The sequence below is a fragment of the Acidovorax sp. GW823-FHT05D11 genome (assembly GCF_058795695.1).
The window spans coordinates 1,548,345-1,564,548 of the sequence record NZ_CM179502.1 but is presented as its reverse complement, the minus strand read 5'-3'; the positions used below and the strand labels follow the sequence as shown (position 1 = coordinate 1,564,548).

13 protein-coding genes are annotated in these 16,204 nt (G+C 56.9%); 10 read left to right on the top strand and 3 right to left on the bottom strand.

The window, feature by feature from the left end:
* Positions 1-66: 66 nt before the first annotated feature.
* The 9 genes from AC3RCE_RS07150 to AC3RCE_RS07110 all read left to right on the top strand — a co-directional run bounded on the left by AC3RCE_RS07150 (position 67) and on the right by AC3RCE_RS07110 (position 10,402).
* Positions 67-1,284 (top strand): tyrosine-type recombinase/integrase, encoded by a 1,218-nt coding sequence (locus AC3RCE_RS07150; RefSeq protein WP_492254817.1) that lies wholly within the window; start codon positions 67-69, stop codon positions 1,282-1,284.
* A gap of 137 nt (positions 1,285-1,421) precedes the next feature.
* Positions 1,422-2,225, top strand: a complete 804-nt coding sequence (locus AC3RCE_RS07145) for a hypothetical protein (RefSeq protein ID WP_492254816.1) — start codon at positions 1,422-1,424, stop codon at positions 2,223-2,225.
* 53 nt (positions 2,226-2,278) lie between these two features.
* Positions 2,279-2,533 carry a helix-turn-helix transcriptional regulator gene (locus AC3RCE_RS07140; RefSeq protein ID WP_492254815.1) on the top strand — a complete coding sequence of 85 codons (255 nt, stop codon included), beginning with the start codon at positions 2,279-2,281 and terminating at the stop codon, positions 2,531-2,533.
* 99 nt (positions 2,534-2,632) lie between these two features.
* Positions 2,633-3,064: an HD domain-containing protein gene (locus AC3RCE_RS07135; RefSeq protein ID WP_492254814.1), complete on the top strand. Its 432-nt coding sequence runs from the start codon at positions 2,633-2,635 to the stop codon at positions 3,062-3,064.
* A gap of 38 nt (positions 3,065-3,102) precedes the next feature.
* On the top strand, positions 3,103-3,504 hold the full coding sequence (locus AC3RCE_RS07130) for a hypothetical protein (RefSeq protein WP_492254813.1): 402 nt from the start codon (positions 3,103-3,105) through the stop codon (positions 3,502-3,504).
* Positions 3,505-3,543: 39 nt separating this feature from the next.
* Positions 3,544-4,479: a WYL domain-containing protein gene (locus AC3RCE_RS07125; protein WP_492254812.1), complete on the top strand. Its 936-nt coding sequence runs from the start codon at positions 3,544-3,546 to the stop codon at positions 4,477-4,479.
* Between the two features lie 53 nt (positions 4,480-4,532).
* Entirely contained in the window at positions 4,533-4,823 is a 291-nt protein-coding gene (locus AC3RCE_RS07120; protein ID WP_492254811.1) for a hypothetical protein, read from the top strand.
* A gap of 7 nt (positions 4,824-4,830) precedes the next feature.
* Positions 4,831-9,759, top strand: coding sequence for a DEAD/DEAH box helicase (locus AC3RCE_RS07115; protein WP_492254810.1), 4,929 nt, complete (start codon positions 4,831-4,833; stop codon positions 9,757-9,759).
* 115 nt (positions 9,760-9,874) lie between these two features.
* A complete protein-coding gene (locus AC3RCE_RS07110) occupies positions 9,875-10,402 on the top strand; it encodes a hypothetical protein (protein ID WP_492254809.1) in 528 nt (175 codons plus the stop codon).
* Positions 10,403-11,410: 1,008 nt separating this feature from the next.
* Here the strand turns inward: AC3RCE_RS07110 and AC3RCE_RS07105 are convergent.
* Positions 11,411-13,195: a fibronectin type III domain-containing protein gene (locus AC3RCE_RS07105; protein ID WP_492254808.1), complete on the bottom strand. Its 1,785-nt coding sequence runs from the start codon at positions 13,193-13,195 to the stop codon at positions 11,411-11,413.
* Between the two features lie 498 nt (positions 13,196-13,693).
* A complete protein-coding gene (locus AC3RCE_RS07100; RefSeq protein ID WP_492254807.1) occupies positions 13,694-15,049 on the bottom strand; it encodes an MATE family efflux transporter in 1,356 nt (451 codons plus the stop codon).
* Between the two features lie 105 nt (positions 15,050-15,154).
* On the opposite strand from AC3RCE_RS07100, the gene AC3RCE_RS07095 reads away from it, so the two are divergent.
* Positions 15,155-15,442: a GNAT family N-acetyltransferase gene (locus tag AC3RCE_RS07095; protein WP_492254806.1), complete on the top strand. Its 288-nt coding sequence runs from the start codon at positions 15,155-15,157 to the stop codon at positions 15,440-15,442.
* A gap of 24 nt (positions 15,443-15,466) precedes the next feature.
* On the opposite strand, the gene AC3RCE_RS07090 is transcribed toward AC3RCE_RS07095, so the two are convergent.
* Complete coding sequence (locus AC3RCE_RS07090; RefSeq protein WP_492254805.1) at positions 15,467-16,156, bottom strand: GntR family transcriptional regulator; 690 nt, start codon at positions 16,154-16,156, stop codon at positions 15,467-15,469.
* Positions 16,157-16,204: the final 48 nt, after the last annotated feature.

Below are 16,204 nucleotides of genomic sequence, written 5' to 3'. Positions count from 1 at the left end.
AAGACGGTACTTTCGACGGTATCAGCCAGATACCGCCAGTGGAGATACCGTCACAAAGGGGATGAGATGGCACTTAACGATACCGCTGTCAAAAACGCCAAGCCCGGGGACAAGCCCAGCGGTTACAAGATGGCCGACAGCGATGGCATGTACCTTTTGGTGAAGGGACAGGCCAAATACTGGCGCATGGACTACCGCTTCGCCGGTAAGCGCAAGACGCTGGCGCTGGGCGTCTACCCTGAAGTTTCCCTCGCGAAAGCCCGCCAGCGGCGCGACAAAGCCAAGGAACAACTGGCCGACGACATCGACCCCAGCGGCGCGAAACGACAAGAAAAGCAAGCCAAGGCCGATGCGGTAGCACACAGTTTCGAACTGGTGGCACGTGAATGGCTCGGTAAAACCGCTGCGGAACGATCAGCCAACACACAGAAGAAGATCACTTCATGGCTGGAGAAGGACGTCATCCCCTACATCGGCAAGATGCCAATTTCGGCAATCGGTCCAAGGGATGTCCTCGCCGCCCTGCGAAAGATGGAAGCACGGGGCGCTCTTGATAGTGTTCAGCGGGTCAAACAAGTCACTGGGCAAGTCTTCCGGTATGCCGTCGCCATCGGCGCAGCCGAACGGGATGTCACGCAAGACCTGAAAGGTTCTCTTGCAAAAGCAACTCCCGGGCATTTCGCCGCCATCACCGACCCCAAAAAACTCGGTGAACTACTACGCGCGATCCACGGCTACAGCGGTCATCCCTACACCGTTGCGGCCCTGAAGCTGTCACCACTGGTGTTCGTTCGCCCCGGCGAACTGAGAACTATGGAATGGCGTGAAATCGATTTCGATACTGCTGAGTGGCGCATCCCCGGCAGCAAGATGAAGATGAAGACCGATCACATAGTTCCGTTGTCCACTCAGGCGCTGACCATCCTCAAAGACATGCAACCGGCTACAGGTCACGGGACATACGTTTTCCCCAGCATTCGAACTGGTGAACGTCCTATGAGCGATAACACCATCAATGCCGCCTTGCGCGGAATGGGATACCCGAAGGAAGTTCACAGCGCCCACGGCTTCCGGGCAACCGCCAGAACCATCATGGATGAGGTGTTGGAAGAACGGGTTGACCTGATAGAACACCAACTGGCCCACGCGGTGAGAGACGTGAACGGACGTGCCTACAACCGCACAGCGCACCTGCCCGCCAGACGGGCAATGATGCAGCGATGGGCCGACTATCTGGACAAGTTGCGTACCGGGGCGACAGTGATTCAGTTGAAAACCGCGTAACAGTCGTCCACGCAGAACCCCGACAGACGCCCCTAATGAAGCCAGCGGACAACACTTCATTCCCCTCCACTGGGGCAATCTACTTGCGAGCCATACAGGTTCTGAATCCCCGTAGTCGGCATCAATGGCGTTCTGACATGACGGCATTGCGCACGGCCATGGATCAACTGATCGAAGGCGAATACGCCAGAGAACTAGAACAGTTCAGCGATGAATTCGCTCAGCGGCTGGTGGAAGAAGGTGGATGGGAGCTTCAGTTTGTTCCCAGCTACATGCGCGATGAAGACGGGACGGTCCACATCACACACGAAGATGTCAAAGCCCTGCTGGAAAACTGGCCCGATCCAACCCGACTCCCCGATGGTTTTCCGGATCAGAAAATCAGCGACATCGAAGCCCTTGAAGAAGTCGTCCGCCTGCGACGCAAGAGTGACCAGACAGACTTTCCATCTGAGGCCCAAGCCTACGCATTGATGGCCCTAGAGAAGATTTTCACGATTGATGCCTTGGTGTCGAAGTACCCTCCGCGAGAGCTGCCTGCAGATACTCTTTTGCGCGCCACCGCTGCGGCCATCGAATCCATGGAAATGGTCTGCGCGGCAGAACGAAGACTTGTTCAGGAAAAGCTGCCTGCGGGCACCGCCGATCATGTGCGTAAGCTTGAATCCGAAGCGCAGGACGTTGCCAGACGCTCCATGGCGGAATCCGGCGCGAGAAGTCGATGGGCCAATAGTCCGAAGACAGCCGCCAAACAGCAGGTCAAAGAATGCTGGGAAATGTGGCACCGCGACCCAGGGCGCTACAGAAGCATGAAGGAATTCGCTTTCGACATGCTTTCCAAGTACCAAGCACTAGAAAACCCTGAAACCATTCAGCGATGGTGTCGCACTTGGCAAGCAGAGGTTGCCAGCAGCGTCACTACCATGCCAGCACGATCATGAAATGGACAACATGAGGTCCTGAGAAATCAGGATAGTCATGCTGCAATCACTCCATGCCGCCAATCACTGGGAGAAGCGGAAAACAACATGGAGTACACATGGTTCAACTTAATTCATCCATCCGGCCCAAGGCCGCAGCAGAGTATCTGGGTATCAGTCCCGCCACGTTGTGGCGCTGGGCCAAAGAGAGAAGCGACTTTCCCAAGGCCCGAAAACTAAGTTCGCGTTGTACCGTGTTCGACGCAACTGAACTGCAGAACTGGCGTGACGCAGCACCGCCCGTTCATCGTCCGGAGAACTTGCACTAGCGGCCGACCCCAAAAATAAGATCAAAATGATTCGATTATTCAGATCATTTTGATCTTATCCACATAAAATGGCGTTGCTTATTCGCCCTTGGAACCTCCATGCCGACCATAGAACGCGCCATTGAGATTGCTGCAACCGCCCACACTGGACAACGCGACAAGGCTGGACAGCCCTACATATTGCACCCGCTTCGGGTCATGTTTCGCGTCGATGGCGAACATGAACAGATGGCAGCGGTTCTGCATGATGTCGTCGAAGACACTTCCATAACCATCGACGATCTTGCACGAGAGGGATTTCCACCTGAAGTCCTGCGAGCCGTCGCAGCGTTAACCAAGCTTCCTGGCGAAACACGGCTTGAAGCGGCAGCTCGGGCCGCCGCTGACCCCGTCGCCAGGAAGGTGAAGCTGGCGGACAACGCAGAAAACATGGACCTGTCGCGCATTCCAAATCCAACGGACAAGGACTATGCGCGATGCCGTGAATACGCTGAAGTGCGCGAATTGTTGCTGGCATGGAAAACAACATAGGGCACTCTGAACGCACAAGGCAACCCAATAGGATCACCATGACTGAACCGCATCGCACCACCATTGACTCTCTACTTCCTTCCAGGCCGGAGAAGACGCCCGGAAATACCCCGAAAGTACAGTTTTCCGTCCATAGGACGGGAGGGAAACTCTATTTCCTGAATCAGACAGCGCTGGTGTTGGACAAGGTCACCAACAGTTCTGTGGGGCTTGTCAGGACCGACGACGAAGGCGGAGGTGCTGCGACCTCGGAATTTACGATCTCTTATGACTTGGTGCAGCCCGGCGAGGCTGTCCTGCTAGACGAGTTTGACGACTACTTTGACGCTGACTCGGTCATCGGAACATTCATTGATGTGCAAGTAGATGGCGAAAGTGAATCATTCAGCGTCTTTGGCAAGGGTGGTTCCAGCTCGAAAGCTCTGAAGAAATTCTCTTAATGGGCAACCAAACGCATTGCAGGACTCTTTTCTAGATTAATGAAACAAGACAGCACCATCGCCACGTTGTCGGCGGGCCAGCGCCTGCGTCTGGCCTTCATCGAGTTTCGGGTCTGGTTTTACGGAGGAGTGGCCCGCAAGCACGTGTTGGAACGCTTTGAAGTAGCGACTGCCGCAGGTACCCGCGACTTGATGCTGTACAAGCACCTTGCGCCCCACAACGTCAGCTACGAACAAAAGCAGTATCGGTATCTGCCGACTTTCCAGCCTTTGTTCCAACACGATCCGGACAAGGTTCTCGCAGCGCTGACGACGGGGACAACTGCCGCAGACACCGGCACCAGCGGCGAAACCATTTCCCATGCAACGCCCAAGCGTCTGAACCAACCAGACCTGAACACCCTTGCCACCGTCACGCGAGCTATTCATAAGGGACAGGCGCTTGGACTCACCTACCTGTCCATGAAAAAAGGCCCCAGTCCTCGGGTCATCGTGCCCCACTCGCTTGTGGATTCAGGGCTTCGCTGGCACGTCCGGGCGTTTGATCGGACCAAAGGACATTTCCGCGATCTGGTGCTGACGCGCATGGAAGATGTGCGCGCTCTGGTGGACTGCCCTACCCCATCACCGCAGGAACTGATCAGCGCCGACACGCAATGGAATCGCATGTTCACGCTGACCTTGATACCCCATCCATCGCGCCCGCATCCGGAGGTGATTGCAAAAGACTTTGGAATGCATGATGGAAGATTGAGGGTATCGTTACGCGGCGCGGTGGCTGGTTACGTGATGCGCCAGTGGCAAGTCGATTGCAGCCCAGACGCCAGCATGCGAGGGTCTGAAATTAGGCTGCGTCTGCTGGACCCGACAGAACTAAGCGACGCAGGTAGCTCTGCACTCGCCCCCGGTTTCGAATTTCCCAGCGAGGAAGGTGCCGAACCCGACGTTCGCAAGACAGTTGCTGCACGTCCCTAGCAAGACGATTCGGGTTGCTTTGCGCTGTAGCGTCCACCGTAAGAAAAAACCAAATGACAACAGCCAAGCAAACCTTGAACACAAACATCCACGCGGAGGAAATTTCGTCTGTCCTCTGCGAACTTGATCCCATGCGAACAGGCTGCAAAGGTGACGATGCCATGCAGGATGAATACGAATTTCAAGCCCAAGAAATCGCATCAATGATCGGCGCGGGCGCTCCCATTCGCGAAGCTGTTATTCAAGTGTTCGACAAATGGTTCTGGGAGGATTGCCTGATTTCTGGCACCAGCACCAGTCGCCTTGACGCCATCGTAGAAAAAATCTCAAAAATCACTTGCTGACCCAACAATGACTGACGCCAACAACAAGTCGCCTCTGATCGCCATTCTTGATGCCTACCGAAATGCATCGGTCACCGAACGCGAGAAAGGAACGTACTTTGAAGAACTGACCATCTGCTACCTGCGCAACGAAGCCACGTACAAAGACCTGTACAGCGATGTTTGGACGTATGCGCAATGGGCCGAACTTCAGGGAATTCCCAAGAATGACGCGGGAATCGACTTGGTCGCGAAGACCGCTGACACAGGTGAATTTCATGCCATCCAATGCAAGCTGTACGCGCCCACATACCGCCTACAGAAAAGCGATATCGACAGTTTTTTCACTGCATCCGGCAAGAAGATTTTCTCCCGTCGCGTCATTGTCAGCACGACAAACATCTGGAGCGACAACGCAGAAAACGCGTTGATTGACCAGCAGCCCCCAGTCACCAAGATTGATCTGCATGACTTGGAAAACAGTCAGATTGACTGGGCCAAATACCAACCCAATCAGGCACCGGTACTCAAGCCAAAGAAGTCGCTTCGCCCGCACCAACAAAGCGCCCTTAACGCGACGCTGGCAGGTTTTGAACGCGAAAGCCGTGGCAAGCTGATCATGGCCTGCGGAACGGGCAAAACCTTCACCAGCTTGAAGATTGCTGAAGCCTACGCAGGCGCAGGTAAACACGTGTTGTTCCTGGTGCCCAGCCTCTCCCTTCTGTCGCAAACCCTGACCGAATGGACGCAGGAAAGCACAACCCCGCTACATAGCTTCGCCGTCTGTTCCGACAGTGATGTCGGCAAGCACCGCAAGAAAGACGACGACGTCGTACAGACGTTCACGCACGAACTGCGTTACCCCGCAACGACTGACCCGGCGCGGCTGGCGCTGGAAATGGGCAAGCGTCACGATGACGCGCACATGAGTGTGGTGTTCAGCACCTACCATTCCATCGAAACCATCAGCAAGGCGCAGAAAGAAAACGGTCTTCCCGCTTTCGATCTGATCATCTGCGACGAAGCACACCGGACCACAGGCGCCACCTTTGACGATGACGACGAAAGCAATTTCGTCAAGGTACATGACGCTGGCTTTATTCAGGCGAGCAGACGCCTGTACATGACGGCGACGCCGCGCATTTATGGCAACAACGCAAAGGCCAGCGCAGAAAAAGACAACGTCGTCTTGTGTTCCATGGACGATGAAAACCTGTACGGCCCCGAGCTGTATGTCATCACCTTTTCCGAAGCCGTGCGCTTGGGGCTGTTGTGTGACTACAAGGTCATTGTTCTGTCCGTCGAAGAAAGCCACGTCAATCGCCGTATTCAAGAGCTGTTACGCAGTGCAGACAACGACCTGCGCGTAGACGATGCGGCCAAGATCATCGGATGCTGGAAAGCACTCGCCAAACAGGAACTGACTCCGGATTTGATTGGCGATACCAATCCGATGAAGCGCGCTGTGGCGTTTTGCCAAGTCATTGAAACCAACAAGGGCGCAAAGGTCCACAAAGTCAGTTCCAAGAACATCGCCAACATGTTTCAGGCGGTGGTTCAGGCATACCAAGACAGTGAAAATTTGGATGACGAGGAGTTGCAGGCGAGCCCCGCCTACAGCCTCCAATGCGAGGCAGAACACGTGGATGGCGGAATGAACGCCAGCGCGAAAGAAAGCAAGCTTTCATGGCTCAAGGACGAGCCGCCAGAGAACACCTGTCGAATCCTCAGCAACGTGCGCTGCCTGAGTGAAGGTGTAGATGTTCCGGCCTTGGATGCCGTCCTGTTCCTGACGCCTCGCAATTCACAGGTGGATGTGGTGCAATCCGTAGGCCGGGTCATGCGCAACGCGCCCGGTAAGAAGCGCGGTTACGTGGTGCTGCCCGTAGTCATCCCTGCCGGTGTTGAGCCCCACGAAGCCCTGAACGACAACAAGACCTACAAGGTGGTCTGGGAAGTCTTGCAAGCCCTGCGTTCACACGACGACAAGTTCGACGCCATGGTCAACAAGCTGGAACTGGTCGGCAACGACCGATCCAAGATCGAAATCATCGCCGTCAGCGACAAAATCCAGCAAAAGTCGAAGCGCAAGAAAGACGAAAACGGCGTCAAGAACAAGACCGCTGGTCGTGGTGGCAGCACCATAGGCCGGAAGGAAGCCAGGGGCCCCAGCCAAGAGGATATGCAAAGCGAACTTCAGTTCGAAGTGGGCGAAATCGAGAAGGCCATCTATGCCAAATTGGTTCAGAAGGTCGGCAATCGCCACCACTGGGAAGATTGGGCCAATGACATCGCCAAGATCGCTCACACGCATATCGATAACATCCAAGCCATCTTGGACAACCCGGCAAACATTGAAGAGCGGAGAGCGTTCAACGCCTTCGCAAATGAACTGCGTGACGACCTGAACAACAGTATCAGCGACGGTGAAATTGTCGAGATGCTGGCCCAGCACATGATCACTAAGCCGGTGTTCGACGCGCTGTTCAGCGACTACAGCTTCGCACAACACAACCCCATGTCCAAGGCCATGCAGGGTGTTCTGGACGCCCTGCATCAACACAATCTGGACAAGGAAGCCAGCACTCTGCAGAAGTTCTACGACAGTGTGAAGATGCGTGCAGAGGGTATCGACAACGCTACCGGAAAACAAAAAATTGTCGTGGAGCTGTACGACAAATTCTTCCGGAATGCTTTCCCCAAGATGACCGAGCGTCTAGGGATCGTCTACACGCCTATTGAAGTCGTGGACTTCATCCTGCATAGCGTCAACGATCTGCTTAAAAAGGAATTCAATCAGACTCTAGGAAGTAAGGGCGTACACATCATCGACCCGTTCACCGGCACCGGTACGTTTATTACTCGCTTACTTCAATCTGGGCTGATCAGTCCGGATGAACTCCCCCACAAGTACAAGCAGGAGCTACATGCCAATGAAATCGTCTTGCTGGCGTACTACATCGCAGCCATCAATATCGAAGCGACGTATCACAGCCTGATTGGAGGTAAGTACGTTCCGTTTGAAGGTATCTGCCTGACTGATACCTTCCAGATGTACGAAAAGGATGACTTGGTCGATGCGCTGATGGTGGATAACAGCGCACGCCGCAAGCGGCAAAAGAAATTGGATATTCGGGTTATTGTTGGAAATCCACCGTATTCCATCGGGCAGGGCAATCAGAACGACAATAACCAAAATGTTAGCTATCCCGAACTTGATCGGCAGATTGAAAAAACTTACGCGGCACGCTCCAATGCCGCCCTTTCTAGAGGGCTTTATGACAGCTACATTCGCGCTATTCGCTGGGCATCCGACCGCATCGGCAATGCGGGTGTGATTGGCTTTGTAACAAACGCAGGATTTCTGGAGGCCACCTCCGCTGATGGCTTGCGGAAGTGCTTAGCAGACGAATTTTCTAGCATTTATGTTTTTCATCTACGTGGCAACGCACGTACAAGCGGTGAAACACGTCGAAAAGAAAAAGACAACGTATTTGGAATGGGGAGCCGCGCACCAATTGCCATTTCTATTTTGGTTAAAAACCCGAATTCTGCAAAGCATGGGAGCATCCACTTTAACGACATCGGTGACTATCTGAGTCGTGAAGAAAAACTCGAAAAAATTGAAAACTACGTAAGCGTATCTGGCATTACGGACTGGCATACCATCACACCTGACAATCATGGCGACTGGTTGAAGCAGCGTGATGATAGCTTTGGAGATTTTTTGGCTTTTGGAGATAAAAAAGGCGACTCCCCAACGCTCTTTGAAAATTATTCTCAAGGCGTTGTGACAAATCGCGATGCCTGGGCCTACAACGCGAGCAAGATCAGTCTTAAATCCAACATGAGCCGCATGATAAACTTCTACAACACAGAAGTTCAGCGATTTAACAATACCTATCCGGCACTGGAAAAGAAATCCCGAGAGGCTGTTGTAGATAGTTTTATCAACACCAATCCAGAGAATATTAGTTGGACACGGGCTTTGAAACAAGAGTTAGTTAAAAATCGAACTTTCGATTATGAAGACACAGCTCTGACCCCATCACTCTATCGCCCATTTACAAAGCAATGGCTTTATTTCAATCGTACCTTTAACGAGATGGTGCTTCAAATGCCACGCATCTTTCCCGATGCGAAGTCCAAAAATCTCGCAATTATGGCGAAGGGCAATTGGCGTGGCGAGGGCCATTTTGTGGTGATGATCGATAATATTTCATGCCTGCAACCTGATGGCGGTGCGCAATGCTTTCCTCTCTATCTCTACGATGAAGATATTAAGATCGAAGGCAGCACTGGCGACATGTTTACTGAGCAGGCCGCAACTTCGCGCAAACGCCGAGATGCCATTACCGATATAGGTTTATCGTATTTCCAACAGGCTTATTCTGGACAGACTATCAGCAAAGAAGATGTCTTTTATTACGCTTACGGGCTTCTACATTCAGCCGAATACCGCGAACGCTATGCAGACAATTTAAGCAAGGAATTACCACGTATTCCTCGCGTAAAAGCCGCAGACGACTTTTGGGCATTCAGCAAGGCTGGCCGTGACTTGGCGCATTGGCACTTGAACTACGAAACGGTGGAGCCTTACCCGTTGACGATTGACGCCAAGGGTGTGCAATCCGATGCAGACTATTGCGTAGAAAAAATGAAGTTCGCCAAGAAGGGGGACACGTCCACCGTCATCTACAACGGCAAGATCACGCTGCGCGATATTCCCGCCGAAGCATGGGACTACGTGGTGAACGGTAAGGCGGCGCTGGACTGGGTTATGGAACGCCAGTCGGTCAGAACTGACAAGGCCAGCGGCATCGTGAACGATGCGAACGACTGGGCAGTTGAAACCATGGGTAACCCGAAATACCCGCTGGAACTCTTCCAACGGGTCGTAACCGTCAGTCTGGAAACCCAGAAGATTGTGGCGGCGCTGCCCAAGCTGGATATTTGATTTCCCGTGTGGGTGTCTGCAGGCCAGTCAGGGGGCATCCCTGTTTCGCCTGCCTCTCATTGCGCCTGATGTTTCCGCCCCTTAGTACATCAGAAATTTACTTCTGGAGAAACTAATGCGACGTGACATCAAGGCTGGATATGTGGAGTGGATGGCGAAAGAGATTGACGGCAAAAAAGTCATTGCCTTCACATTGAAGTTCCGTCAGTGGCTAGATGGCGGGCATCTGACCCAACCGATTGCCGTTGCAACGGTTCGCCGGTTTTACAACGGCCTATGCAGGGAGGCATACGGTCCTCTGGCAACACGCCGCAAGAACCCAGCCAAACTCCAATTCATGGTTGCCTACGAAGGTGAGGTCAGTCGCGAAGACCATACCAAGGCGCGATTTCATGCGCATGGCGTGATAGAGGTTCCAAAAGGTTTGACTCGCAGCACATACGAAAACATCTGTGAAACAGCTTGGACAAGCCTCAAATGGGCGGACCCCAAAGCCCATGATTTCAAGCAGTACAGGGACGAAGGCTGGCTGAAATACATGCTGAAAAATCGCACGAAAGCCGACGTAGATGAGTCTATTGACTACGCTCTATTCAATCCCTACAGCTACCGCCATGAACTTGAAATCGCGCGCGCCGCGTGAAATTTCGGAATTCCTAAGTATGGCTAGAGACGCTTCCAGCGCCTTGACTGGACTTTGCGATGATGCAGCCGTATTGACGTATCAGCAGCGAAACCCTTGCACCGATGAGACTATCTGAGAGCAGTTACGACGACTGCTAATAGATAACTATGGTCTTCTGAAATTTGAATCCATGATTTCAGTTGGCCCAGATCGATGAAAGAGATGGTCAGACCGCCCAGATCAAAGAGGTCCACCGAGGAATGCGAAGGAATGACCTACGGGAACATTCCAACGTGATGCCGATGGCGAGAGTCCCGAAACCCCGAATTCATCGCATCCGAAAAGTACGATCACAAGGACACCGAATTTCAATTTTTCAGTGATGTCCCCGTATCAACGGGTACAGTCCTGAAACCTCCAGCCTTAGACCGTCTGAGTGCCGCCACAAGCCAGAGACTTTTGAAAATGACGGCACTTTTGTCGGTACATTTCAAAACAAAAACCGTCAAACCCAATATCCATGAGGCTTACAGGACACTTTTCGATTCCGGCCCCGGCACCATCGACTAGTCCGGAAGAGTCCAAACTCTTCCGGACTTTTTTATTTTTCCTTTGAAATCAGCATCTTGGCTGTCCGTCCCCGTCCAGACCAGTCCACCCCCATCCGAGAAAATTGGGGGCACATTGGGGGGCACATTTTAAAAAAATGGGGGCACCGATGCACCTCAGGGCCACTGCCCTGGCGGAGTTCGAAAAGCGCTCACGCAGGCCGTGGCGCTGAGGGGGCACGGGCCGGAACCCTCGGGCAGTGGCGGGCACGCAAAGGATGGACGGGCCCGCGACGCAGGAAGTTCATCTGAAAGCGTCTCAAGGCCATTGGCGCTGGAGCTGGGGTGCAGTTGCGGCGAGTGGAGGCGGCTGCGACGACCTGAGCGTCACGTGAACAGGGGCCAGGCACAGGTCTGGCGCCAAAAAGCAAAAAAGCCCCGGCAGTGATGTCGGGGCTTTTCTTTTTGCGCCATCAGATCATCGTCCAGCGCTTCGCCAACCCCTTCGGCTCAGGCCCGCCAATGCTGCGGCCATCAGCGCCGTCAACGCCACACCAAACGGGGACAGTCCCGGAACTGGTGTAGGGCCGGGGCCCGCCATAGCCGTGGGCGTCACCGCAGCCGAGGTCAACGACACGGGACCCAGGCCATTTGGGTGCTGCGCTCGCACCGTGAATGTGTAGGGAGTGCCATTCACCAATCCAGTGACAGTACAGCTCGTCGCGGGTGCTGCCACGGAGCAACCCGGTCCGGCGTTCGATGTCACGGTGTAGCTGTCTGGCGGGTTGCCTCCGGTGTCCACAGGAGGCGCCCAGCTCACAGTGACCTGCGCGTTGCCGGGGACACCGGCTGGCGTTCCCACAGGGTCTGTGAAACGAACCAATCGCCCCTCGGACGGAACACCGTCAACGATAAGCCGCGCCATGTAGAGCCCGGCGGGTAAGGTGCCCAGCGGGGGCGAGGTGAAACTGGTAGCGGTATGGCTGGCGGGAGCCCATAAGCTGATCGCGCCGTTCTCCGCGCGTTGCAGCTGAAGCTGAGGCGTACTGGTACCTGTGCCGCCCGTAAAACCCGTTCCGTTGAGAATCAACGCCGCGCCTGCACGCTGAAGCAGCGGCAATGCATTCGTCACCGCAGCAGGCCCAGGCGGCACGGCTGGGACATAACGGTCCACCGCGCTATAGAAAGTGAGGCTAGGATTGCTCGAGAACCCGCCCGTCAACAGTACATCGCCATTGGGCAACAGATTGGCCGTCCCGTTCTCCCGCGCTGTTCCCATGGAACCTGCTGGCGACCAGTTTCCCGTTGCTGGGTCATACAACTCCGCTATGGGCTGCGTATTTCTTGCGATATCCGAGCCCCCCGCCATCAGCACCAAGCCAGAGGAAAGTACTGTCGCATGGGCCAGCGGCGAGCCCATTGCACCGTTGCGGGGAAAGTTCAGGGCCCCGGTGGCGGTCCACGTATTGGCCACAGGATCGTAGATTTCTGCATGCGTTGTAACGCCGCCGGCTGTAAAGCCACCTGCGAGCAATACTCTGCCGTCCGCTAGCAGCGTCAGGCTCGCATAGTGACGCGGCACGAGGGGCGCCGCCGCCAATGACCATGTGCCTGCAACAGGGTCGTAGAGTTCCGCGACGGGGACTTCGCCCCCTGCGTTGAACCCTGAAGCCACCAGAACACGGCCATCCCGCAGCAACACGGCGCCATGGGCTCGATGAACCACCGACATGCTCCCAGTCGCCGTCCAGGTGCGCGTTTCGGGGTCATACAGTTCGGCCGTATTGAGATTGCTTCCTCCTGCCACCAGAACTTTGCCATTGGCGAGCAACGTCATCGACGGCAGCGAGCGAGATGCGGACTGTGTGCCAGCCGGGAGCCAGGTGTTGGCCACAGGGTCGTACAGCCGGGCATTCAGGCTGCCATCAGAGCGCACAAGCACATGGCCCGTGCCCAGCGTGACGGCTTCGGTCACATTGCCGGCAATCCCAGTGCCGCCTATTGATGACCAGGAGCCGCCCGAATATCGCTCACCGGTGGCGACGAATCCCAGGCGGTTAACGCCGTTGAAAACAGCCACGGAGCCGTCATCCAGCAGCGCCCCCGCGTGTTGCGCCCGGGGATCCGCCATGGGAGCGTCGACATTCCAGCCGACCGCGGCAAGTGCATGAAACTGCCACAGCAGGGTCACCAGACCAAGGGTTGCCGGGCGTGCCAATTGCCGAATGGGGGTTGCTTGGGCAGTGCGTCGAATCAACTTCATAGGTCCTTCTGTCGGGCTTGTGAAACAAAGGTGCATGGCGGTCCCACCGGCGCTCAAAAATCACGATCGCCCTCGGGCAGCCGCGGAAGACTACACGGTTTTTTCGCGGGGGGTTAGTCGCCTTCTGGGGCCACATACACGCCAGACAAAGAGCGCGGCCACCACTCAGAGAGCTGACATAAGGTAGCGAATCGGCCAAAAAATGTCTACTTTCAGCCGGGTTCGGCCGCATTGTCGCTACAGGAACGCAACGTACCGGCCACGTGTTGTGCGCTGGGGCGCCCCCGCAAAAAGCCTTCAGATCCCATCCTCTCCCAGCAGCGTCAATCCACCCGCCAAGCTTTGGCAGGCCTCGCGGCCATGGGCCTGGCCCCAGGGACTACAGCTGAAAGCCCGCGTCCCCCAGGCCCGGGCGTTCCATCAAGAAAAGCAGGTAGAGGATGCGTGATGGATCACAGAGGGCCCCAGCGCAGGCCCTGCACCACCCCATGCCCCCAGCTACACCAGCCGCCTGATCGGCCGCTTCTTCCAGATGGCGTGGAAATAGATGGCCTGCAGTGCCAGCGCACACAGGTACGTGAGCGGGTAGCTGGCCCAGATGCCTTGCAGGCCCAGCAGGTGCTGCAGCGCGTAGGCCAGCGGCACAAGCAGCAAGGTGAGGCAGGACAGGGAAATCACCGTGGGCACGCGCACGGTTCCTGCCGAGCGCATGACGCCGGTGAACACGCTGGCCAGCCCAAACGCGAGGCTGCCCCACACCGTGACGCGCAGAACGGTGGCGGCCAGGTCCACCACGGCGGGATCGCGGGTAAACAGGCTGGCGACTTGCGGTGACACCACCGCCACCAGCAGGGCCAGGCTGCCGGTCAGCGCCAGATTCATCCACAGGCCGACCCGCGTGACATGCGCAACATCCTCCGGCTTGCCGGCACCAATGGCTTGCGCGGCGAACACGGAGGCCACGACGGCGATGGACATGGCGGGCAGCTGCACAAAGGCCATGGCCTGATTGACGGTGCCCCACGCCGCCGTGGCCTGCCAGCCGTAGCCATTGACCAAGCGCAGCAGCAGCACGTCGGCGAGTGAGCTGGTGACGAAGAACAGACCGGTGGGCACGCCCAGCCTCGCCACGGTGGCAAGCAAGGGGGTGTTCCAGCGCAGGTGGGGCCTGAGGTGCGAGAAGGCCAGCACATGGCCCCTGGCATGCAGGTGCCACGCGAGCCATGCCAGGGCCACGGCATTGCCGATGAGGCTGGCCCAACCCGCACTGGCGGTGCCCAGCGGGGGAAGGCCCAGCCATCCCAGCATGAAAGCAGGAGTGAGCAGCATCCACAGGCCCGAGGCCAGAGTGAGCGCGCGCAGCGGCGTTGCCGTGTCGCCCAGGCCGCGCAGGAGGGCGGCACTGAGCTGGTGCAGGAACAGCACGGGCATGGCCAGGAACAGCACGCGCGCGTAGGCGATGGCCTGCGGCAGCACCTCGCCACTGACACCCAGCACACGCAGCAGGCTGCCGATGGCTGTGGCGCCCACGGCCGCTACCACGCAGCCGAGCAGGAACCCACCGAGCAGCACGGCCCCAGCCACGCGGCGCACCTTGTCCGCGTCGCGTGCACCCCAGGCCTGGCCCACCAGCACCGAGGCTCCGGCACCGAGCCCGATCACGAAGGCAATGCAGCACATGAACAACGGGAAGAAGCTGACCGCTGCGGCCAGCGCCTGCGCGCCCAGCAGTTGGCCCAGGCAGATGGTGACGACCGTGCCGCTCAGCGCCTGAAGCAGGTTCGTGGCCACGAGCGGACCGAGAAACCGCAGAAACCTTCGGGGCAGCGGCGTGGTCGGGTCGTTCGTGTCCATGGTGAACACATCGTATGCGACCCGCGTGCGCCGGGACATGGCCTGGCGCGGGGAAGCGACACCCGCAATGGAGCCCCCGCACGACGGCGGGCGGCGGCCTGGTGAATGCGCCGCGCTGTCATACCCAACCTCACGCGCGCCTGCCGTCCATATGGCGTCATTGAGAACGTCGTCACCGACCTTGCGCACCGTGGTCAAGGCTGGGGTCGGGCTGTCCTTTCACATGCTCTGAGCAAAGCTTGGCGTCGGAACTGCTACAAGGTGATGTTGCCGACAGGTCGAAAAGACGAAGCAACTTTGCGGTTTTACGAGCACGTGGGTTTTGATCGCCAGGGCAAGCAAGCACTGGTGGCAAAGCCTCCAGCCTGGCCTGTGTCGCCGCCTGAACGCTGATCACCCTGCAAGGCCCGCACGCAGTCAGGCCTGCAGTTTCGCCCCCGCCGGCTGCATGCTCTGCAGCACGTTGGCGGCCGCCTTGCGCACATGCTCCTCGCACAGGCGCGCCGCCGTCTCCCCGTCGCCCTGCTCAATGGCAGCCACGATGGCGTCGAGCTCCACCAGCGTGTGCGGAAACCGCCCAGGCTGGGCCATGGAGATGCGGCGCAGCACCGTCACGCGGTTGTTGAGCTGCTGCAGCAATTGCCCGGCCACCAGGTTGCCGCAGCCCGCGATGAGGATCTCGTAGAACTGGTTCTTGACGTTGAGCATCAAGGCGCGGTCCTGCGTGATCTCGGGCTGTGACAGCTCGGTGAGCTTGGCGCGCAGCGCCCGCACCTGGTCCTTGCAGGCATTGAGCGCAAAGCCCCGGCCCGCCAGGCTTTCGAGGTGCGCGCGCACTTCGTAGATGTCGCGCACCTCCTTGGGTGAAATGGTGGTGACCTCGGGGCCCCGGTGCGGAATGATGGTGATCAGCCCCTCGGCCTGCAGGTGCTGCAGCGACTCGCGCACGCAGGATCGGCTCACGTCCAGGCTTTCGCAGAGCTCGCGCTCCGACAACTTTTGTCCCGGCGTGAAGTGGCCGTCGAGGATGGCCTGGCGCAGCGTCTGGGTAGCACGCTGGCGCAGGGAGGTCTCTTCGCGGGGGACTCGCAGCAGCATCTGGTTCATGGCGCCATCCTAATGTGGTTCATACACGCTGATTGTCATACAAACATA

What these genes read in the sequence shown, in the direction of transcription:
- AC3RCE_RS07150 (WP_492254817.1), top strand. Translation starts at nt 67, where the DNA reads ATGGCACTTAACGATACCGCTGTCAAAAACGCCAAGCCCGGGGACAAG.
- AC3RCE_RS07145 (WP_492254816.1), top strand. Translation starts at nt 1,422, where the DNA reads ATGACGGCATTGCGCACGGCCATGGATCAACTGATCGAAGGCGAATAC.
- AC3RCE_RS07140 (WP_492254815.1), top strand. Translation starts at nt 2,279, where the DNA reads ATGCCGCCAATCACTGGGAGAAGCGGAAAACAACATGGAGTACACATG.
- AC3RCE_RS07135 (WP_492254814.1), top strand. Translation starts at nt 2,633, where the DNA reads ATGCCGACCATAGAACGCGCCATTGAGATTGCTGCAACCGCCCACACT.
- AC3RCE_RS07130 (WP_492254813.1), top strand. Translation starts at nt 3,103, where the DNA reads ATGACTGAACCGCATCGCACCACCATTGACTCTCTACTTCCTTCCAGG.
- AC3RCE_RS07125 (WP_492254812.1), top strand. Translation starts at nt 3,544, where the DNA reads ATGAAACAAGACAGCACCATCGCCACGTTGTCGGCGGGCCAGCGCCTG.
- AC3RCE_RS07120 (WP_492254811.1), top strand. Translation starts at nt 4,533, where the DNA reads ATGACAACAGCCAAGCAAACCTTGAACACAAACATCCACGCGGAGGAA.
- AC3RCE_RS07115 (WP_492254810.1), top strand. Translation starts at nt 4,831, where the DNA reads ATGACTGACGCCAACAACAAGTCGCCTCTGATCGCCATTCTTGATGCC.
- AC3RCE_RS07110 (WP_492254809.1), top strand. Translation starts at nt 9,875, where the DNA reads ATGCGACGTGACATCAAGGCTGGATATGTGGAGTGGATGGCGAAAGAG.
- AC3RCE_RS07105 (WP_492254808.1), bottom strand. Translation starts at nt 13,195, where the DNA reads ATGAAGTTGATTCGACGCACTGCCCAAGCAACCCCCATTCGGCAATTG.
- AC3RCE_RS07100 (WP_492254807.1), bottom strand. Translation starts at nt 15,049, where the DNA reads ATGGACACGAACGACCCGACCACGCCGCTGCCCCGAAGGTTTCTGCGG.
- AC3RCE_RS07095 (WP_492254806.1), top strand. Translation starts at nt 15,155, where the DNA reads ATGCGCCGCGCTGTCATACCCAACCTCACGCGCGCCTGCCGTCCATAT.
- AC3RCE_RS07090 (WP_492254805.1), bottom strand. Translation starts at nt 16,156, where the DNA reads ATGAACCAGATGCTGCTGCGAGTCCCCCGCGAAGAGACCTCCCTGCGC.